Origin of the sequence: Ruminococcus sp. AF17-22AC (assembly GCF_003460065.1) — a bacterium.
GTDB lineage: Bacteria > Bacillota > Clostridia > Lachnospirales > Lachnospiraceae > Blautia_A.
In genome coordinates, this window is record NZ_QRXT01000011.1 from 84,399 (window position 1) to 106,240 (window position 21,842).

Here is a 21,842-nt window from a genome sequence, read left to right on the forward strand (position 1 = left end):
CCGGATTCCTTTTGGAACCCGGGCTTCCCGTTTATCTGCGTATTTCATTTCTCTGATGCTATGATAATATGAAATCCATTTTCATGCAAGTATTTTTACTTTATCAAATTACTATGATGAATTATTTTCACTCATAACGTTGTGGATTACTACTCTCTTCCATCCACAACATCGCCCACTGCGTTACCGACATCTTCTACAGCATCTCCAACGCCATCTCCGACTGCACGGACTCCGTCACCCAGATCCTGAGACACACTTCCATCCTCAACAGTTGTTCCGTCCGTTTTATTATCTGTTGTTCCGACACCCTCCGTACCTTCAGATACAGTATCTCCATTGTCTATTGCAGCATCATCTGTCATCTTTTCATTTTCTGACGCATTATTGTCTGCATTATTTTTGTTATCGTTGTTGTTTTTATCGTTTTTATCCACATTCTGATTTTCATCTTCCGTAGTCGTATCGGTGTTGCCGCTATTCTCGTTCGTAGTATCGACCTCATCAGCTGCCATATCATTGTTTCCGCAGGCCGTAAACACACTGAGTGCCATGATAAGTAATACTCCTGTCAGGATCTGTCTTATTTTTTTCATCTCTGTTTTCTCCTTTACCGTGATTTTTGCTTGTATCTATAATATTTACAGAATGGCAAAATCCTACACTGGAAAAAAATGGTGTTTCAAAGTAAACTTTTAAAGCTTTTATATAAAACAAGAAAGATATCAGACAAAAAATCCCCGGTTCCTGTATCACTTGCGATACAGAATCCGGGGGTATTCATGTCAAAATAAAATATATCAGCCTTCGATCACATCTGCCATATCATAGCGTCCTGCCGGTTTGCCGGCAAGGTATTTCGCCGCTTCAATTGCACCCTTGCCGAAGATAGCTTTCGAATATGCGGTATGCTTAAACTCGATCACTTCATCCGTACCGGCAAAGATCACTTCATGTTCTCCGACGATCGTGCCGCCACGTACTGCAGAAATACCGATTTCTTTATCGTCTCTCTGCTGACGTCTCTGGCTTCTGTCATATACATAATGATACTGGTTATCCATTGCTTCATTCAGACTGTCTGCCAGTGCCAGAGCTGTTCCGCTCGGTGCATCCAGTTTCAGGCGATGATGCTTCTCAACGATTTCCATATCAAATCCTGCAGTTGCAAGAACCTTCGCAGCATCCTGAATCAGCTTCATCAGAGTATTGATACCAAGAGACATATTTGCTGATTTGAGAACCGGAATCTTCTTCGCGGTCTCTTCTACTTTTGCAAGCTGTTCTTCTGACAGACCTGTCGTACAGAGCACTACCGGAAGACTACGCTCTACACAGTAATCAAGGAGCGCATCTGCTGCTTTTGCAGAAGAAAAATCGATCAGAACATCTGCTTCTGTCTTACATTCGTGAATATCTGTAAATACTGGATAGCTGGTGTTTCCTTTGTCTGTGACATCGATTCCTGCCACGATCTCAGCATTTGTGTCTTTTTCTACGAGGTCTGAGATCACCTGTCCCATATGACCACAGCATCCGTGCATGATGATTTTTACCATAATTTATTGTCCTCCTGCGTATGTCTTTATGCCAGTTTGATACCGAAATCTTTCATTGCTTTAATCAGAGTTTTTTTGTTACTTTCTTCCATCTCGCAGAGTGGCATACGAAGAGGTCCTACATTCATTCCCATAAGGTTGAGTGCAGTCTTGACCGGAATCGGATTGACTTCGCAGAACAATGCATTGATCAGCGGAATTGCATCAATCTGGATCTTAGCAGCACCTGCAACATCACCTTCCATGAATTTCATGACCATATCATGTGTTTCCTTCGGAGCAACGTTGGAAAGCACGGAAATAACACCAAGTCCGCCAAGTGAAAGGATCGGCAGTACCTGATCATCGTTTCCGGAATACAGTTCAAGGTCTGCACCTGCAAGAGATACGGTCTTGGCGATCTGAGAAAGATCTCCGCTTGCAGCCTTCAGACCAACGATATTCTTGACATTCTTAACGAGTGTAGCTACTGTTGCCGGCTGGATATTGCATCCTGTACGGCTCGGTACGTTGTACATGATGATCGGTGTCTCCGGAACTGCATTTGCGATTGCAGTATAGTGAGCGATCAGCCCCTTCTGTGTAGCTTTATTATAATAAGGAGTTACGACAAGCAGTGCATCTGCACCATAAGACGCAGCTTCTTTTGACATCATGATCGCAGTCTCTGTACAGTTGGAACCTGTTCCTGCAATGACCGGCACACGTTTGTTTACCTTATCAATTGCGAATTTGATTGTCTTTAAATGCTCCCCGTGAGTCATCGTTGAAGATTCGCCTGTAGTACCGCAGATAATGATTGCGTCTGTGCTGTTTGCAATCTGATACTCAAGCAGTTCTTCAAGTTTATCGTAGTTCACCTTTCCGTCATCATACATAGGTGTAACGATTGCAACACCTGCACCTTTAAAAATTGCCATTAGAACTCCTCCTTCATTCTTCTGTAATTTATTGTATTCATTCGCCGTCAAGCGGATGAGTTTCTTCCGTATTTAATGTAGTGATCACATCTACGTAAGGTCTTAATTTCTCCGGAAAGTTCCAGCCCGTCATTACGATGTGCATGGATTCATCCTTCTGCTTCAGCATATCAATGATCCCATCCACTGTCGCAATCCCACAGTCCAGAAGTCCAAGAATCTCATCCAGTAACAGAAAATCACATTCCTGCGTCGCAATTACCTTACGTGCAAAATTAAGACCATTTAAAATGTTTGACTTCTCTTCAGCCTTTTCTTCCTCTGTCAGGTCTTCATAACAGCAGTCTCTCTTCTCAAAGCGAAAAATCTTGAAGTCCAGATTGTCCACATCCTGCAGAAAATCAAGTGAATGTGTTTCTCTTCCTTTCAGAAACTGGATCACGATCACGCTTTTTCCCTGCGTTGCCACACGGAGGCTCTGACCGATTGCCAGTGCAGTCTTGCCCTTACCGTTTCCGCAGTACACTTCTGTTAATTCTTTTTCCATAATACTTCCTCTTAATGTTGATAAACACCGCCCATAAGGGCGGCACTCATATAATTCGCATTATTGGTTTTATCTTACCGCAGTTCAGCCAAAAAAGCAATACCTGAACTTCTCCGTCCAGTCTTATCCCTTCTTAATCAATATACTCCAGTTTGCTTACAGATACTTCATAGGCGATCCGCCTCTCTGTCTGATTTTCCCCGGTACGTTTCATGTATTCGCGGCTCTGGATTCTTCCCCACAGAAGTACATGTCCTCCTACTGTGAAAGCCGAAGCATATCGCGCATTTCTGCCCCAGCAGATACATGGTATGTAATCCGACTTGCCATACGGACGGTTGACTGCAAGAAGCATATCCGCAATCTCTCTTCCGAGAGGGGTCCTTCTGTATACAGGCGGCTTGCAGATATAGCCATCCAGAAAGATCTGGTTCAGCGGAACCGTTTCCTCGTCCTCTTCCACAAATTTCAGTTCTCTTGCAAATACAGAAAGGACAAGCCGGTTATGTTTCTCTTCATGACGGTTGTACGAACGAAACTGTCCCTGAATCTCAATATACTCACCGGTGTAATCCTGCGTTACATCCAGAAGCCTCTCGGAAACCATGACCGGAATCCGGTCCTCGGAATCACTCAGTCTGCGTACAAGGATTTCCATTGTATAAAAGCCCTCGCCAAAAACCTGATGACTGAATGTAAAGCCTGTATCAATTTTCCCCATGATTGATACCTGATTGTTTTCGATGATTTTGTCTGCCATAATGTTGTTCTCCTTCCTCTTTGGGTATTTTGTCTATACTAGACTATGAACACCCATGAAGGTTTAGAACCAAAACTTTAAAATAAAAAATTTTTTCAGGATTTCCTTGTAATCTGCGAAAAATGTGGTAAACTGAAATATCGTACTATGCAAAAAACACATTAATATAGAAGTAATTAAAGAAAGGATTTCGATTTTATGAATACCAAACGCGAAGACGTACGCAACGTTGCCATCATTGCACATGTCGATCATGGTAAAACTACTCTGGTAGACCAGTTACTGAAACAGAGCGGTGTATTCCGTGAAAATCAGGAAGTTCAGGAACGTGTCATGGACTCCAATGACATCGAGCGTGAACGTGGAATTACTATTTTATCTAAAAATACTGCTGTCCATTACAAAGGAGTCAAAATCAACATCATCGACACACCTGGACATGCTGATTTCGGTGGTGAGGTAGAGCGTGTTCTGAAAATGGTCGATGGCGTTATTCTTCTCGTAGACGCATTCGAGGGTGCTATGCCTCAGACCAAATTTGTTCTCCGTAAAGCACTGGAGCTTGACCTTCACGTCATCGTCTGCATCAACAAGATCGACCGTCCGGAAGCACGTCCGGAAGAAGTTATTGATGAAGTTCTGGAACTTCTCATGGATCTGGAAGCCTCTGATGAACAGCTTGACTGCCCGTTCCTGTATGCATCTGCAAAAGCAGGCCATGCAGTTCTTGACCTTGCAGATACACCGGAAAACATGGCTCCGCTGTTTGAGACCATTCTGAAATATATCCCTGCACCGGAAGGTGATCCGGACGCTGACACACAGGTACTGATCAGCACCATTGACTACAACGAATATGTCGGACGTATCGGTGTCGGTAAAGTAGAAAACGGTAAGATTGCTGTCAACCAGGAGCTTACTCTTCTGAACCATCATGACCTTGACAAACGCAAAAAAGTCAAGATCAGCAAACTTTATGAATTTGACGGACTGAACAAAATCGAAGTAAAAGAAGCATCCATCGGTTCCATCGTAGCTGTATCCGGTATCGAAGATATCCATATCGGTGATACCCTCTGCGGCGGCGACAATCCGGAAGCAATCCCGTTCCAGAAGATCTCCGAACCTACTCTTTCCATGAACTTCATGGTAAATGACAGCCCTCTTGCAGGACAGGAAGGTAAATACATCACTTCCCGTCATCTTCGTGACCGTCTGTATCGTGAGCTGAATACAGATGTCAGCCTTCGTGTAGAAGACACAGAGACTACCGAGTGCTTCAAAGTTTCCGGTCGTGGAGAACTTCATCTTTCCGTCCTGATCGAGAACATGCGCCGTGAAGGTTATGAATTTGCAGTAAGCAAGCCGGAAGTTCTGTATCATATCGATGAACGCGGTAAGAAGCTTGAACCAATGGAAATTGCTTATGTAGATGTTCCGGAAGAATTTTCCGGTACAGTTATCCAGAAGTTAAGTGAACGTAAAGGTGAACTTCAGGGAATGAGTACTGCCAGCGATGGCTCCGTACGTCTTGAGTTCCATATCCCGTCCCGTGGTCTGATCGGTTTCCGTGGTGAGTTTCTTACCTCTACCAAGGGTACCGGTATCCTGAATACCACATTTGACGGATATGCACCATACAAGGGAGATTTCCAGTATCGTAAGCAGGGATCTCTGATCGCATTCGAATCCGGTGAGGCAGTTGCTTACGGTCTGTTCTCCGCTCAGGATCGTGGCACACTCTTTGTAGGGCCTGGAGAAAAAGTATACAGCGGTATGGTTATCGGACAGAATGGTAAGGCCGAAGACATCGAGCTGAATGTCTGCAAAACCAAGCATCTGACTAATACACGTTCTTCCTCCGCTGATGAAGCTCTGAAGCTGACACCTCCGAGAGTTCTCAGTCTGGAGCAGGCAATTGAATTCATCGATCAGGATGAACTTCTTGAGGTAACACCGGAAAGTCTCCGTATCCGTAAGAGAATCCTTGATCCAAGAGAAAGAAAACGTGCTGCTTTCCGTAAACAGTAATTTCTCTGAGCAAAATCAAAAACAGTATTTTAGAGCGCATAAAACCCCATGAGCAATCTGCCCATGGGGTTTTCTTTTGTATATCTTATTTATTATTTACATTTTTATTAATGTACTCATTAATCTGTTTATTGATTTTATCACTGACAGAAGGCTTTGATTTCTTCTTCGTCTCTTCTTTTTTCTCATGAAATTCTTTATTGTATTCCTGCAGTATGTCTTCCCGCTGATTTCGTTCCAGTCCACGTGCAGTAAGCTTACGTACAATATCATAAATGACACCAAAGAGCGGAACCGCGATCACCATACCGACAATTCCCCAGAGACCTCCGAATAAAAGGATGGAAAACAATACCCAGAAACTGGATACACCCGTTGTATTTCCGAGAATCTTCGGTCCGATGATATTACCATCAATCTGCTGCAGAATCACAATAAATATCAGGAAATACAGAGCATCCCACGGATGAGTTCCCAAAAGCAGTAATAATGCACATGGGATTGCACCGATAAACGGCCCGAAAAACGGAATGATGTTCGTCACTCCGATCACAACACTGATAAATGCAGCGGATTCAAATCCCAGCAGAGTTGTTCCCGCAAAGCAGATCAGACCGATGATTGCAGAGTCAATGATCTTTCCGACAAAAAATCCATTAAACATCTTATCTGTATAACGAACCTCTTCTTCGATGATCTTTGCCCATTTATTCGGGAAAACACCATAAAGCAGAAGCTTCGCCTGTGCGCCAAAAAGCTTACGGCTTGCAAGAAGATATACTGCGATCAGAAATCCAAGGAACATATTCTTGAATACGCTCAAAACCTCGATCAACTGTACAGTAATATTGTTGACAATTCCCTGAATCGTCTGCATCATACTGGAATTGGCACTCAGGATATCATTCAGTCCACTTTCCATCTGAGATGAAAAATGATTAAAATAATTCTGCAATTCCGGCTGATCTTTCAATAGTTGATCGATCATACGGTTCGCATAGGAAACTCGTGCCGGAAGGATACGGATAAGCCTCACTGTACTGTCCCATACCTGCGGAAGGATCAGAATGATCAACAATACCACAACCGTTACAGCAAGAATAACCGCAATTGCAATAGACAGAAATTTCAGCCCCTTTTTCTTTTTCTCTGTCGCATTCGGAAACCATTTCAGAAAGCGTTCATCCATCCGGTTGCACATCGGTGCAAGGATATAGGCGATCAGTGCGCCGTACAGGAACGGTTTCAAAATGTTGAATACAACCTGGATACCTGCCGCAATATTTGCACTTTGATTCAGGATATATGCTGTTGCAAATCCAAATGCCAGAACGGCAGCGCCTGTGATACCAATTTTCACGTATTTTGTGTTTTCATTATGTTTCAATAATCACGCCTCCTGAAGCTATTGCTTCTTTTTCTTATATATAACCAGAAAAGCGTTACTATATAAGTTCTGTTTCTATGTTAACATTGTCATTGGTGTTTATTGTAACACCCATATCCTGCCACTTGCAATACATAGATTCTTAATTTTGTTACAATATTTCTCCTGTTGTTAAAACAACAGCCCCGGCATCACGTTCCTGTAACGCCGGGGCTGTCGCTGCTTATAATATTTTTATGGAAGAAAACGAAGGCTTATCCTGCTTATTTACCGTAGTATGCTTTCAGGTAGATTTCTTTCAACTCTGCAATCAGTGGATATCTCGGGTTTGCGCCGGTGCACTGGTCGTTGAAGGCCTGTTCGCTCATCTCATCCAGAGTCTCCAGGAAATATTTTTCATCTACGTTGTAATCTTTGATCGTAGGTTTGATCTCAATGATTTTTTTGAGTTCTTCCAGTTTCTCCAGAAGTTTTTCAAATACTTCATTGTCGTCTTTTCCTGTCAGTCCTACGAAGCGGCCGATCTCTGCGTAACGTGCCAGTGTCTTCGGATACTGATACTGCGGGAAAGTACCCATCTTGGTCGGAACTTCTGCTGCATTATAACGCATAACATCTGTAAGTACCAGAGCATTTGCGATTCCGTGAGGAATGTGGTGAAAAGCACCCAGTTTGTGAGCCAGAGAGTGGTTTACTCCGAGGAATGCATTTGCAAAGGCCATACCTGCCATACAGGAAGCGTTTGCCATATGGTCTCTTGCCTCTACATCATTACCGTCTCTGTATGCTCTCGGCAGATAATCAAATACAAGTTTGATGGCACGAAGTGCAAGTCCGTCTGTGTAGTCAGATGCCATCATAGAAACATATGCTTCGATCGCATGTGTCATAACATCGATACCGGAAGCGCTTGTCAGTCCTTTCGGTGCACTCATCATGTTATCTGTATCAACGATTGCCATATCAGGCATCAGCTCGTAATCAGCCAGCGGCCATTTTATTCCTGTTTCTTTATCTGTGATAATGGCAAAAGGTGTTACCTCAGAACCGGTACCGGAAGATGTCGGTACGGCGATGAAGTACGCTTTTTTACCCATTTTCGGGAATGTGTAAATTCTCTTACGGATATCCATGAAATCCATTGCCATATCATCAAAATCTGCATCCGGATTTTCATAAAGCACCCACATGATCTTACCGGCATCCATTGCAGATCCACCACCCATAGCGATGATGCAGTCCGGCTCGAATGCACGCATTGCTGCAGCACCGGCTCTTGCAGAAGCGAGAGACGGATCCGGTTCTACATCAGAGAAGCAGGTATGCACGATGCCCATTTCATCAAGTTTGTCTTCTATTTTCTTTGTATAACCGTTCTTGTAAAGGAAGGAGTCTGTAACGATGAAGCAGCGTTTCTTGCCCATTACGTTTTTCAGCTCATCCAGAGCAACCGGCAGGCAGCCTTTTTTGAAGTAAACTTTTTCCGGGGTTCTCATCCAGAGCATGTTCTCTCTCCTCTCAGCAACAGTTTTGATATTGATCAGGTGTTTTACGCCAACATTTTCGGATACGGAGTTTCCTCCCCAGGAACCGCAGCCCAGTGTCAGGGACGGAACAAGTTTGAAGTTATAAAGGTCTCCAATACCACCCTGAGAAGAAGGAGTGTTGATCAGGATACGGCAGGTCTTCATGGCTGCTGCATGTTTTGCCATTTTTTCTTTCTCATTTACATTGATGTAAAGGGAAGATGTATGTCCGTATCCGCCGTCAGCTACGAGCTGTTCTGCTTTTGCAATTGCTTCATCAAATGTTTTTGCTTTGTACATGGCAAGTACCGGAGACAGTTTCTCATGCGCAAATTCTTCACTGATGTCTACAGATTCTACTTCACCGATCAGGATCTTGGTTTCTGCAGGAACTTTTATACCTGCCATCTCAGCGATCGTAGCTGCTTTCTGTCCAACGATCTTTGCATTCAGTGCGCCGTTGATCAGAATTGTTTTTCTTACTTTTTCGATTTCGTCTTTCTTAAGGAAATAGCATCCTCTGTACTGGAACTCTTCTTTTACTGCTTTATATACACCTTCCAGAACTGTTACAGACTGTTCGGATGCACAGATCATACCATTGTCAAATGTTTTGGAGTGGATGATGGAGTTTACTGCAAGACGGATATCGGCAGTATCATCAATGATAACCGGTGTGTTTCCGGCTCCAACACCAAGTGCCGGTTTTCCGGAGGAATATGCTGCCTTAACCATTCCAGGACCGCCTGTTGCAAGGATGATGTCTGCTTCTTTCATTACCATGTTGGTAAGTTCCAGACTCGGTACGTCGATCCATCCGATGATGCCTTCCGGTGCGCCTGCTTTCACTGCTGCTTCAAGCACAACTTTGGCAGCTTCGATAGTGCTTCCTTTTGCACGCGGATGTGGGCTGATGATGATTGCATTTCTTGTCTTCAGCGCGATCAGAGTTTTGAAGATTGCGGTGGAAGTCGGGTTTGTAGTCGGGATAACTGCTGCGATCAGTCCGATCGGTTCTGCAATTTTCTTGATTCCGTAAACCGGATCTTCTTCGATCACACCACAGGTCTTTGTGTTTTTGTATGCATTGTAGATGTATTCAGATGCATAGTGATTTTTGATGACTTTATCTTCAACAATACCCATTCCTGTTTCTTCTACAGCTGCTTTTGCAAGCGGGATACGCGCTTTGTCAGCAGCAGTTGCAGCAGCTTTGAAGATCTTGTCTACCTGCTCCTGTGTGTAAGTGGCGAAAAGTTTCTGTGCTTCTTTCATCGCAGCGATCTTTGCTTCCAGTGCTTCCGGAGTGTCAATGATTGCCGGGATGTGGGTTTCTTTCTTTGCCATTTCTGAATCCTCCTGTTTTTCCTCTTATGATATGATCCTTATAATTTAGTCCGATAAACAATTCTGTTAATTGATTAACGTTAATTATTTATCAATGATTGATATGTGCTTATTATACGGATTTGTTAATCATTTGTCAATCTGTAATTTGTTAAAATTTTAACCGAATTCTTTCATGTATCTTCTCTGTTTTTCTATAGATTCTACAAATTGACTTCTTCTGCGCATCTCTGCAATCCTGCCGGAGTCTATATCCGATGCCCATAGTCATTTTTGTCATATTTTTCCATCTGCTTTCATACATTAATTGATGGGAAACGAAAATAAGGAATCTGTGATTTTCCATCACTTTTCTTATTTTACGTTGATTTAACGCAAAACACTTACAGATTTATTACAGAAGGAGTATTTTCATGGGAACCTGCAATACATTACGAACGACTGAAACTTACACGACTGAAAATTTTACTTTGATACAGTTAGAGGAAGAAAGACAGAAATTGAAGAAAAAAGAACTTTTAAAAAACATGCTGACTGACGGGGAATTCAGCATCAAAGGACAATGTGCCATCAACCTTATGATGACCAAACTGGAAATTATCAATACTTTTTTACTGATGAAATATAACCGGAGCTTTATCCAGATGACGACGGGAAGGCTCAAAAGCTATGACAGCGTCTGCAAAAAAATGCAGAAAAAGGAACTGGATCTGAACTTCGCTCAGGCGTTGGAAAAAATCAATGACCTGATCGGCGTGCGTGCCGTTTGTTCTTATGTAGATGATATTTATAAAGTCGCGGAACTGATCGAGAAACAACAGGATATCCGTATCATCAAGACAAAGGACTATATCAAAGAGCCAAAGAAATCCGGCTATCAGAGTCTGCATCTGATTCTTGAGGTCGCTATGCCATTCCAGAATGAAAGCCAGTGGATCAAAGTCGAACTGCAGCTTCGCACAGCCGCCATGGATTACTGGGCAAATCTCGATCATCAGCTTCGCTATAAAAGAGGTCAGAAACAGGCCGCTGTCATCAACGAGGAATTACAGAGATGTGCTTCTGTAATCTCCGAACTGGACCAGAAAATGCTGGATATCCGCAAAAAAATCGATAGAATCTGATCAGCAGACGCACCACCGGCAACTTCTCTTGCATACTTTGGTATACAGAAAACGCAGGGGCATCGACATCATCGTCAGCTCCTGCGTCTGTTTTATTTCTGCCTGCATGACAGTTTTTTTGCTTTATTCTGCAACGAAATGATACAGTCTGCTCTGGAAATCCCCTCTGAAATCTCTCATCAAAAATCCCATCTTCATCAACATTTCACCGTTGTACACTTCGTCTGTACCTTCCAGACGGTAAGCTTTGTCCGGATCAAATCCATCAAGGTAAATTCTGCGGCTATGTACGTTGGCCTGTCCAAGTGCCTGTACATACGTTACCAGTATCTCGGAACGGTCTTTTGCCGCCGACGCCCATCCGCCATGAGTTTCCTCCCTTAATTTAGTTCAGGCCAAATTCTGCTGCAAGCTTCTTAAATTCCGGCAGGGAATTCTGAATTGTGTCATAGGATACACAATATGCCAGTCTTACATAGCCCGGGCAGGAAAAAGAACTTCCCGGTACCATCAGAATATTGTATTTCTTTCCGGCTTCACAGAACTGCTTTTCGTCTGCGACCGGAGATTTTACGAACAGGTAAAAAGCTCCTTGCGGTTTGATACACTCGAAACCACATTCTTTCAGTCCATTGTAAAGTGCCAGACGGTTGCGGTCATAAGCAGCCACATCTACCTCTGCGTCCACGCATTTCTGGATGACTTTCTGCATCAGAGATGGTGCATTGACACTTCCGAGTACACGGTTGGCGATCGCTGCTGCCGTGATCACGGTCGCACTGTCCTCAAGCTCATCCGGGATAACCAGATAACCGATACGCTCGCCCGGAAGGGACAGAGATTTGCTGTAGGAATATCCTACAACTGTATTCTTATAGTATTTTGTCAGATAAGGAACTTCCACACCATCGTATGCCAGCTCTCTGTATGGCTCATCAGAGATCAGATAGATGACGGAACCAAATTCCTGCTGTTTCTTCTCAAGGATTGCAGCAAGCTCTTTAATCGTCTCTTCGGAATAAACAACACCCGTCGGGTTATGTGGCGTGTTTACGATCACAGCCCGGGTGTTGACATTGATCTTTTCTTCCAGTTCTTTCAGATTCGGCTGGAAAGTCTCGGTATTCGGAGAGATTTCCACAAGCTTGCCGTCATAGTTACGTACATATGCACCATATTCCAGGAAATACGGTGCAAAAACGATCACTTCCTCACCCGGATTCAGGATCGTCTTGAGGATGACATTCAGACCGCTGGCAGCTCCAACGGTCATGATCAGATTATGTGCAGAAAAAGCGGTTCCGAAGCGGCGGTTCAGAGACTGCGCAATGGTCTCTCTGACATCCTCAAAACCAGCATTGTTCATATATCCGTGAAGAACTGTCGGTTCTTCGTTATTTACAAGATCAATGATCGCCTCACGTACACAGTCCGGTGCCGGAACACTCGGATTTCCAAGACTGAAATCATATACTTTGTCTGCGCCGTATTTTGCACGGAGACAGTTTCCTTCCTCGAACATCATGCGGATCGCTGAGTTGTTCTGGACAAAAGGTTTCATTTTTTCTGCTATCATAATTATGCCTCCTCTGATTTTGTTTCTTTTATATTATTTGCGATACCCACGGATTGTTCCGTGCTACGCACTCTCACAATCCTACTTGGTATCTTATTTCTTTTTGCTGTGCCCGAAGGAAATCCATCCGACAAGAACAAGCATTGCAACACCGATGATCATCCACGGAACCAGATAATTCATTCCTTTCGGCTGGAACATATCATAGTACCCTTTCAGGTAAATAACCGCAACAACTGCCGGAATCACCCAGAGCATGTAGTTTCTGATAAATTTCGGAAATTTCAGTCCTGATCCTGTGTTGGCTTCTTTGATAAAATTGTCCCATCCCCATCCTTTCTTCGATGCACAGAAAATGACGAAAACTACAGAACCAAGCGGCAGGATATTATTGGAAATGATAAAGTCCTCAAGATCCATGATGTTGGTTCCTTCACCGAGAATCTGGATACCGGACCATGGTCCGAATCCGAGGATTGCCGGCATGGAAAGAATGATGATCAGTACAATATTAAACACAACTGCCTTGTTACGCTTCCATCCCCACAGATCCATTGCAAAGGACAGGATATTCTCAAATACAGCAATGACCGTAGACAGTGCCGCAAAAGACATAAACAGGAAGAACAAAGCTCCCCAGAGTCTTCCGCCTGCCATCTGGTTAAACACGTTTGGCAGTGTGATAAATACAAGTCCCGGACCTGCCCCCGGCTCTACACCAAATGCAAAACATGCCGGAATGATGATCAATCCAGCCATCAACGCTACAAATGTATCAAGGATCAGAATATTGACACTTTCGCCTGCAAGCGTACATTCCTTACCCATGTAGCTTCCGAAGATTTCCATCGCACCGATACCAATGCTTAATGTGAAGAATGCCTGAGAAAGTGCACCGAAGATCACATTTCCGAGACCTGCCGCACGGATGTTGTCAAGGTTTGGCACCAGATAAAATTTCACACCTTCCATTGCACCGTCAAGTGTCACAGAATGAACTGCCAGCACAACGATCAGTGCAAAAAGACAGATCATCATCACCTTCGTGATGCGCTCGATTCCGTTCTTAAGTCCAAGTGAACATACTCCAAATGCAAGAAGAACTGCTGCGATCATCCAGCCGGTCATAGTACCTGTCGATGTCATCAGATTGGAAAAGAACCCACTGACCTCATCAGAAGATGCTCCACTCAGCTTACCTGTTGCCATAACATAACAGTAATACATCATCCAGCCGGCGACCATGGTATAAAACATCATCAGCATATAGTTACCGATCATTCCCATATAACTGTATTTATGGAAATTGGAACCCTCCGGCTCCAGTTTGTGAAATGCTCTCGCTGTACTTAATCTGCTGCTTCGTCCTACAGCAAACTCGCTTACAAGGATCGGCAGACCCAGCAGCACCAGAAATACCAGATAGATCAGGATAAAAGCTGCCCCGCCATATTTTCCTGTCATATATGGAAATTTCCATACGTTTCCAAGCCCTACGGCACATCCTGCGGAAACCAGAATAAAACCAAGTCTTGATCCAAATGTTTCTCTTTCTTTCAAAAAATTTCCTCCTCTGTTTTGCCATAACATACTTTGATCGAAGTTGCTTTTTATTTCAGTTCGTAACTGTTCAGTACCCTCACAGTTACGAGTCAAAATGCATTCCAAATCACCTTCGGTGATGGCATTTTGCCTTATAGGTCTCAGGATTTTGGCAAAAAACATGCCAAAACGCCTCGCGGGATACTATCTTCTGAATAGTTACTTCAATTCAATCTTTTTCATTATAACACAGGGACAGTCCAATGTGAACTGTCCCTGTCGGATATCAGGATTAACTTGTCTCTTACATATCATATCACGTCATCCTGCGTATATTCTCTTTTATTTGCTGTACAGATAATTGCCGTTTACTCTATCATCGATATTAGACGCGTCAATCCATTTCGGCTCAAGCAGGACATTTTTTTCTACTGAAGCCGCCTGTGCCGGATCTGTAGACATAGCCTGTGATGCAGCTATGATCGTCTGATATCCGATATCATATGGATCCTGTGATACGGTCCCAAGCTCCTGTCCGTCCGTGATTGCCTTCTGCTGTACGCTTGTCGCATCTACACCTACCATAACCGGTGTATTTTCTCCTTTATCCAGTCCAAGATACATATCCGCAACATCTTCATTGGTACAGAATACTCCGTCCAGATCCGGGTAACGTTTCAACACATCTGCCATCGCCTCTGACATATCTTTGACCTTATCGGTATATAACTCACTTACAATTGAGATTCCCTCGTAATCTGCCAACGCTTCCTTAAATCCCTCGACACGTTTCTGTGAACTTTCGGTCTTTTCCTGCGCGGAAAATACTGCAATTTTGCCGTTTTCTCCGATTGCATCCACAAGTTTTTCTGCCGCAAGTTTTCCTGCATATGCATTATCTGTACCACGGAACGCTGCCACCAGCTCATCGTCACTGACATTGGAATCAAAAACTACAACCGGAATGCCATTCTCACTGGCCGCCTCAAGCTGTGCCTGACAGGATTCAATATCTCCGGCTGACATGCACAAGACGGTAGGATTCTCTGCAATTACCGCATCGAGCGTATTAACCTGAGTTTCAATATCCTGCTCATCCGAAGGCCCCTCGAAAGTCATAGAAATTTCATCATCGGATGAAAACTCATAGGCTTTATTAATATCCTTAACTGCATCTTCCATTCCCTGACGGACAAGTTTCCAGTATTCTCCATCTGTAGCCTTGCTCACAACTGCAATTCTGCTGCCTGCACCAAGTGTGATTGAAGTATCAATAGCAGCGACTCTGTCCTCCTCTGTAGTATCTGACTCTTCTATAATCTCTTTTTGGTCTTTATCACTTTCAGACAGTTCATCTTCGGCCTGCACATCTGAAATAAAATTACCAAAGCCGCCCATCTTACCACTCTCGCCTGCCGCTACGACTGCACCGGCAAGAAAAAGCACCGCAATAGCTGCTTTTTTCATTGTATTTTCCTCTTTTCTACTATAAATTTTACATCGATCCGATTCTTTTCTACATTATACACATTTTCATTTTTCCGTCTATAGATTTCATAGTTTTTTCATTTTTTCGAAGAAAATACGGCAATTTCACTATATTCTGATTCAGATATTTGGGAAATCTGCAAAACATTCTCCTTTTGGAGTTACCTGAAATTCCAGCTTCTTTCCTGTGACCGGATGTCGGAACACAAGATGACAGGAACACAGTCCCAGCGGAAGTCCTGAAGAATCCTCCGGATTATATTTCCGATCTCCGAGAAGCGGCATTCCGGCATGTGTCATCTGTACCCTGATCTGATGGTGGCGGCCTGTTCCAAGCTGTATCCTGACCAGAATTCTTTTTCCGGTCGAAGTCCGCTCATCTGAAACTTCATTAAGTACTTTATAATCCAGAACTGCTTTTTTTGCCCTATCGGTTTTTGATGTAACTACTGCAGATGTATTTGTTTTTCCGTCTTTCTTCAGATAATCCTCCAGATGTCCCTGCACATTCTCCGGTTTCTGATCTGTTACGGCAAGATACTCCTTCGTAACGCTTCCTGATGTAATCTGACCTGTCAGCCCGGCAGCCGCCCTTTTATTTTTTGCAAAAACAAGCACCCCTTCCACCGGCTGATCCAGACGATGAACAATCCCCAGATATGGCATTGTCCCTGTTTTTTTTGATGCCAGATAATTTTTCAGAGTGCTTTCCATATCCGGCATCCCGATTCTCGCACTCTGTACGGCAATACCTGCCACTTTGTGACAGACAATAATATCTCTATCCTCATATAAAATCATATCTTCTATATTATTCCACATAAAAAAAGCTCTCCTTTAGCGCTTACCGCACTTTCTATGGAGAGTATAACGTAAAAATCATCTTTACACAACAGTAAGACGGCCATCACTTTTTCTTATAATTTACTTCTCATAATCTAAAATGATGACCGTCTTAACAATCTTCGCTATTCAATTTTAATTAACCTCTTTGTTCTTTCAAAACTTATCGTCTTGTTTACTAATTGAAATCTTTGATACCTCTTTTAGTATACTTCATTCAATTATCTGTATTTAGTTTTTATATTTATTAATTATCTTTTTATCTGATATTGTGTCTTTTGGTTTCTTGTAATTTCCTGCTCACAAACGAGATGATTTTTATCATTCGGTTCATTTAGAAAGTTGATAGAGTTTAAATTATAATTTACGGATTATAATTTAATTTAGAAATATGAAAGTATCTTTTCCTTCTGATTAGAGCAACTCCAAACTTAACTTCTTAAATTTCGAACTGTTTTCATCGGGAATAAGACCCCATTAATTTCTGATGTAATATCTTTTGTGAGAAGATATTCTTCTGATGCAAAGCTTCGATTCATATAACTCACATCATCTGGATCTCAACTTTTAAAAATGTTTCTTTACACATTTCTAAAATTCTTTGTATCAGGTTCGTGACAGTTATTCAATATGAGTGATCGATTCTATATACCTGTAATACGTTTTGTATGATTCATTACTTTCGGAAAGTCCTGTTCACCAGGTAATATTTTAAATATTTCTTTCGAGTGTTCTGTAATGATCGTTATAAATAATGGATAATTTATGTATCAGGTCTTTCTTGCAGGAAACTCAATCTCTGTCACTTCTCATATTGATATGATGTGTGGCTAGTGTCCCAACGGTATCACCTTACCCTTTCTTTTTGATTTCATTCCTTTCATGTAACGTTTATTTATACTATGAATTGAATGATTTTTTATTTTGTTTGATTTGTTTTTCTCTTGTTTTCTTTTGATGTCATTATAATATCACCGTCCAGCGCATTTGTCAACACATTTTTATATTTTTCTCATAATTATTATTTATTTCATTATTTGCAGTATATTTATATTGTGTATTTTTCGTATTATATATTATTTTCTGATAATTCATTCTGCTCCGTCTTTTCCTTCTCGTCCCCATACCGGTCACCCTTCTTTCCCCATACTAATAAACAGACAGGACACCATTCATACAGAAACCGCAAATACTCATGAGTACTGCGTTATGCGATACATGCTTAGCTTCTGCCACCAAGCTCGCTGTCTGAGCGTAAGCGAGTTCGAGCGACTGGCAGATTATAAGCGCATGTATCACATAGCAGACGCAATGGTATTTGCGGAGCTGTATGAATGGTGTCCTGTCGTCTTTATAGCAATATATATTATCCTCTGTTGTAATTGATCAGACAGCCTTTCAGGATGATCTCACGCTCATCGTCAGTCAGTTCACCCAGAGTTACCTGGAACTCTTTCAGTCCGTCTTCTTTTACTACATAACCTGTGATACTGTCCGCTTTGTCTGCAACAGCTCCTCGAACCTCAGGGAAGAACAGGTAGTCCCCGTTCTCAAACGGAAGATCTCCCTGCGGGATCAGGAACGGAAGCATACCCCAGTTGATCAGGTTGGAGCGATAACGCTTCGTTGCATATTCGTTGGCGATATTTGCCCATCCGCCAAGAACCTTCTGACAGGAAGCTGCCTGCTCACGTGCAGAACCATCACCAGGTTTTACTGCAAAAATCGTACTTCCGATACCGATGTTCTCATTGCTGATACCTGCAAACTGTTTCTTAATGGTTTCCATAACAGGCTTCAGTTCTGGGACTGCCTCTGCCGGACATTCTCCTGCCTCCAGAGCTTTCTGTGCTTTCTGGATTTCCTTTGCACGTCCAACGTATGCCGGATCTTTACGGGACAGAGTAAACTCAGCCAGTCCGAGCGGATTGGAACGGAAGGAGGAAGTTTCACCTGACGGGATCAGCTCATCCGTTGTTGTAACCGGATCATGGATCTCAGATACAACTTTCAGCACAAGATTATCTGCCAGTGCAGGCATCTTCGGCCAGTCTTTGATGTTTGGTCCAAACTGGATCTCCACGCTCGGATCCGCAACACCCTTGCTGTCAAAAATACGATTCTCATAAATCGTCTTGTCGAAGAAGTATTTCTGATGTGTGTAGTTTCCGTTAAATTCTTCTGCTGAAGTCAGGAAACCTTTATTTGCTGCTGTTGCTGCGATAGATCTTGCATCCATGAGAGCAACAGAAGAAATCTGTCCGTTCTGAACTTTAGAGCCTTCACGGTTCGGGAAGTTTCTGGTCGTATGACGGATACTGAATGCATTATTTGCCGGTGTATCGCCTGCGCCAAAGCATGGTCCGCAGAATGCAGTCTTAACAACAGCACCTGTAGCAAGGAGATCTGCAAGGACACCGTTTCTTGCAAGTTCCATATAGATCGGAGTACTTGCCGGATATACGCTGAGTGTAAATGCATCTGATCCGATGCTTGCGCCACGAAGAATGTCAGCTGCTGCACAGATATTTTCGAAACCACCGCCTGCACATCCTGCGATGATTCCCTGCTCTACATAAAGCTTTCCGTCGATCACTTTGTCTTTCAGAGTATATGGAACTTTGCCATCAAGGCTGATCTGTGCTTTTTTCTCAACATCATCCAGAATGTCGTAAAGATTTGCTTTCAGTTCATCGATAGTATAAGTGTTGCTCGGATGGAACGGCATTGCGATCATTGGTTTGATTTCGCTTAAATCAACTTCTACGCAGCCGTCATAATAAGCCACTTTACCCGGTTTCAGTTCTTTGTAATCTTCTTTTCTGCCATGGATCTCATAGAATTCTTCAATCTTTTCATCTGTCTGCCAGATAGAGGAAAGACATGTAGTCTCTGTTGTCATAACGTCCACACCGATACGGAAATCAGCGCTCAGTCCTGCAACACCAGGTCCTACGAATTCCATAACTTTATTCTTAACATAGCCGTTTGCGAATACTTTGCCGATGATTGCAAGTGCAACGTCCTGCGGGCCTACTCCCGGACGTGGTTCACCTTTCAGATAGATTGCCACAACGCCTGGCATATTAATATCATATGTCTGGGAAAGAAGCTGTTTTACAAGTTCTCCGCCGCCTTCGCCCATAGCCATGGTACCAAGTGCACCATAACGGGTATGGCTGTCTGAACCAAGAATCATCTTGCCGCCCCCTGCCAGCATTTCGCGTGCAAACTGGTGGATAACAGCCTGATGAGGAGGTACATAAACTCCGCCATATTTCTTCGCACAGGTAAGTCCAAACATATGATCATCTTCATTGATCGTACCGCCTACTGCACAAAGAGAGTTATGACAGTTTGTCAGTACATAGGGAACCGGGAATTTCTCGAGTCCTGATGCACGTGCTGTTTGAATAATACCAACAAAGGTGATATCATGAGATGTCAGCTTATCAAATTTAATCTGAAGCTTTTCCATATTTCCGGATGTATTATGTGCTTCCAGAATTCTGTATGCCATTGTATTTCCAGCTGCTTCTTCTCTGGATACCGGCTGGTTCATACTGCCTTCTTCAACGATGTCATGACCGTTCACCAGATAAATGCCACTGTCGTATAACTTCATTAACAACTCCTCCATTCATAAAAAATATGCATCCTGTATTTTGTGACGATGCAAAATGTATTTCCATTAAGCTTACTGTTCACTCCGCTCACAATAATCATTATACTTTATCTCACTAAAATCTGCAATGAATTTTCTTTACATATTTCTTTACTTATCTGCAAAGAATGGCTATACTGATTTAGAAAATATTTCTGACAGGAGGCAGCTATGTTTCGTTTATGGGGAAAAATGTGGGAAAATAACCACTTAATAAGAGATATTGTAATAGATGATGATTCTGAAGATACCAGAACTCATAAGATTTTTCGTGCACTACAGGAAATCTGCTATGAATTTGACCTGGAGAACCCGATCTGGCTTGACAACAATATTGCTGATTTTAAGCGCCACTCCAGAGCCAGGTTTAACCAGGACAGTTTTATAGAAAATATTTCGTTTGATTATCTTGAGATTCAGGTAATTGAAGAAGACTGATCATACGATCCACTTCTTCAATACCGGAATTTTCTTTATGATCACTACCGCCCCAAAGCTCAGTGTAAAGATCAGTGCGATCACGATCGGTATTGCTATAAATGTATTACTGATCATCATACTGTCAATACCTGCTTTGTGGAAAAGTGATCTCACCAGCACATGGATAAGAAAAATTCCGAATGTGCAGCTTCCAACAAGGCAGATTCGTTTTTCCTGCTTGTCATTCCATTTTATCTTTGAAACATAATTTTTGAAAAACAAAAATACAGAAATGCCCCAGAAAAAAGCAGCCAGGGTATAATTCTCATAAAAATCCTGTATATCTGTTCCCTTCTGCTGTGACCTGATATAACAAAACAGGATGCCCATACTGATTGAAACGATTCCCAATATGTAGATCAGTTTTTCAAGTTTTTTAGATACTCCGTACTGATACAGATAGTGTCCTGCAATATAATATCCTACAAATCCGGTAACCATCTGCGGCTGTACCGTATTCAAAACATTCATCACATGTTCTTTGCAAGGTATCGGAAAAACCTTAACCGTATATGGCAGGATCTTAAAAATCAGATACAGGAGGATCATATATTCTTCCCATTGTTTCCCATTCTTACTGTTGACGATTTCCCACAGCATTGGCGTGATGATAAGAAGCCCGATCAGCATCGGCAAATACCACAGATGAAAATAGGGATCTGATATCATAACCAGAAATCGCTTGAAAAAAGCAACTGAGCCGAATTTCAGACCTTCATCCGTCAGACTTCGGTAAAGCGCATAAAATACCTGCCAGAATATATATGCAACAGCAATCGGAAGAATACTGTGTGTCCACAATTTCTTAAGATTCCATGTCCGTTTGCGATCAAGATACAGACCTCCGCTGATCATTACAAAACAGGCAACTGCATATCGGTTGATTCCATGATAAAAATTAGATACTGCCCATACGGATGTATTGACCGGCATGTCATGAAAATGTTGCGAAGCAACATGAATACCGATGACGCCGATGCACGCACAAATGCGCAGCAGCTCTATCCATATAATTCTTCTTTTGTTCATTTGTACCTCCAGATTTCTC

16 protein-coding genes and 1 pseudogene are annotated in these 21,842 nt (G+C 42.6%); 3 read left to right on the forward strand and 14 right to left on the reverse strand.

The genetic code is table 11. The annotated features are described in order from the left end of the window. Nucleotides 1-149: 149 nt before the first annotated feature. The 5 genes from DWW86_RS13920 to DWW86_RS13940 all read right to left on the reverse strand — a co-directional run bounded on the left by DWW86_RS13920 (nt 150) and on the right by DWW86_RS13940 (nt 3,786). The gene (locus DWW86_RS13920; RefSeq protein ID WP_117943729.1) at nt 150-596 is read right to left on the reverse strand and encodes a hypothetical protein; all 447 of its coding nucleotides are present in this window, start codon (nt 594-596) and stop codon (nt 150-152) included. Between the two features lie 204 nt (nt 597-800). Further along, nucleotides 801-1,559 carry a 4-hydroxy-tetrahydrodipicolinate reductase gene (dapB, locus tag DWW86_RS13925; protein ID WP_072522184.1) on the reverse strand — a complete coding sequence of 253 codons (759 nt, stop codon included), beginning with the start codon at nt 1,557-1,559 and terminating at the stop codon, nt 801-803. Between the two features lie 26 nt (nt 1,560-1,585). Further along, complete coding sequence (dapA, locus tag DWW86_RS13930) at nt 1,586-2,479, reverse strand: 4-hydroxy-tetrahydrodipicolinate synthase (RefSeq protein WP_117943730.1); 894 nt, start codon at nt 2,477-2,479, stop codon at nt 1,586-1,588. A gap of 37 nt (nt 2,480-2,516) precedes the next feature. Next, entirely contained in the window at nt 2,517-3,026 is a 510-nt protein-coding gene (locus tag DWW86_RS13935) for a cob(I)yrinic acid a,c-diamide adenosyltransferase (protein WP_072522186.1), read from the reverse strand. A gap of 133 nt (nt 3,027-3,159) precedes the next feature. After that, a complete protein-coding gene (locus DWW86_RS13940) occupies nt 3,160-3,786 on the reverse strand; it encodes a single-stranded DNA-binding protein (RefSeq protein ID WP_072522187.1) in 627 nt (208 codons plus the stop codon). A gap of 198 nt (nt 3,787-3,984) precedes the next feature. Between DWW86_RS13940 and typA the strand changes: the two genes are divergently transcribed. Beyond that, nucleotides 3,985-5,817 (forward strand): translational GTPase TypA, encoded by a 1,833-nt coding sequence (gene typA, locus DWW86_RS13945; protein WP_015541778.1) that lies wholly within the window; start codon nt 3,985-3,987, stop codon nt 5,815-5,817. Between the two features lie 85 nt (nt 5,818-5,902). On the opposite strand, the gene DWW86_RS13950 is transcribed toward typA, so the two are convergent. After that, on the reverse strand, nt 5,903-7,204 hold the full coding sequence (locus DWW86_RS13950; RefSeq protein ID WP_117943731.1) for an AI-2E family transporter: 1,302 nt from the start codon (nt 7,202-7,204) through the stop codon (nt 5,903-5,905). Nucleotides 7,205-7,467: 263 nt separating this feature from the next. Beyond that, nucleotides 7,468-10,077 (reverse strand): bifunctional acetaldehyde-CoA/alcohol dehydrogenase, encoded by a 2,610-nt coding sequence (gene adhE / locus DWW86_RS13955; protein WP_117943732.1) that lies wholly within the window; start codon nt 10,075-10,077, stop codon nt 7,468-7,470. A gap of 413 nt (nt 10,078-10,490) precedes the next feature. On the opposite strand from adhE, the gene DWW86_RS13960 reads away from it, so the two are divergent. Next, the gene (locus tag DWW86_RS13960; protein ID WP_083585512.1) at nt 10,491-11,201 is read left to right on the forward strand and encodes a GTP pyrophosphokinase; all 711 of its coding nucleotides are present in this window, start codon (nt 10,491-10,493) and stop codon (nt 11,199-11,201) included. Nucleotides 11,202-11,324: 123 nt separating this feature from the next. Here DWW86_RS13960 and DWW86_RS13965 read toward each other — a convergent pair. The 6 genes and pseudogenes from DWW86_RS13965 to DWW86_RS13990 all read right to left on the reverse strand — a co-directional run. Next, nucleotides 11,325-11,549 (reverse strand): annotated as a pseudogene (locus tag DWW86_RS13965) (GH36 C-terminal domain-containing protein); the annotation flags it as partial. Between the two features lie 37 nt (nt 11,550-11,586). Then, the gene (locus DWW86_RS13970; protein WP_117943733.1) at nt 11,587-12,777 is read right to left on the reverse strand and encodes a pyridoxal phosphate-dependent aminotransferase; all 1,191 of its coding nucleotides are present in this window, start codon (nt 12,775-12,777) and stop codon (nt 11,587-11,589) included. Nucleotides 12,778-12,870: 93 nt separating this feature from the next. Next, nucleotides 12,871-14,337 carry a sodium-dependent transporter gene (locus DWW86_RS13975; RefSeq protein WP_353652719.1) on the reverse strand — a complete coding sequence of 489 codons (1,467 nt, stop codon included), beginning with the start codon at nt 14,335-14,337 and terminating at the stop codon, nt 12,871-12,873. Nucleotides 14,338-14,661: 324 nt separating this feature from the next. Further along, nucleotides 14,662-15,786: a substrate-binding domain-containing protein gene (locus DWW86_RS13980; RefSeq protein WP_117943734.1), complete on the reverse strand. Its 1,125-nt coding sequence runs from the start codon at nt 15,784-15,786 to the stop codon at nt 14,662-14,664. A gap of 141 nt (nt 15,787-15,927) precedes the next feature. Beyond that, nucleotides 15,928-16,629 carry an RluA family pseudouridine synthase gene (locus DWW86_RS13985; protein ID WP_117943735.1) on the reverse strand — a complete coding sequence of 234 codons (702 nt, stop codon included), beginning with the start codon at nt 16,627-16,629 and terminating at the stop codon, nt 15,928-15,930. A gap of 1,387 nt (nt 16,630-18,016) precedes the next feature. Next, nucleotides 18,017-20,275 carry a hydratase gene (locus tag DWW86_RS13990; RefSeq protein WP_117943736.1) on the reverse strand — a complete coding sequence of 753 codons (2,259 nt, stop codon included), beginning with the start codon at nt 20,273-20,275 and terminating at the stop codon, nt 18,017-18,019. 210 nt (nt 20,276-20,485) lie between these two features. Here DWW86_RS13990 and DWW86_RS13995 point away from each other — a divergent pair, with 210 nt between their 5' ends. Next, nucleotides 20,486-20,752 (forward strand): hypothetical protein, encoded by a 267-nt coding sequence (locus tag DWW86_RS13995; RefSeq protein ID WP_072522194.1) that lies wholly within the window; start codon nt 20,486-20,488, stop codon nt 20,750-20,752. Here the strand turns inward: DWW86_RS13995 and DWW86_RS14000 are convergent, their stop codons facing one another. Further along, nucleotides 20,753-21,823 carry an acyltransferase gene (locus DWW86_RS14000; RefSeq protein ID WP_117943737.1) on the reverse strand — a complete coding sequence of 357 codons (1,071 nt, stop codon included), beginning with the start codon at nt 21,821-21,823 and terminating at the stop codon, nt 20,753-20,755. Nucleotides 21,824-21,842 lie beyond the last annotated feature (19 nt).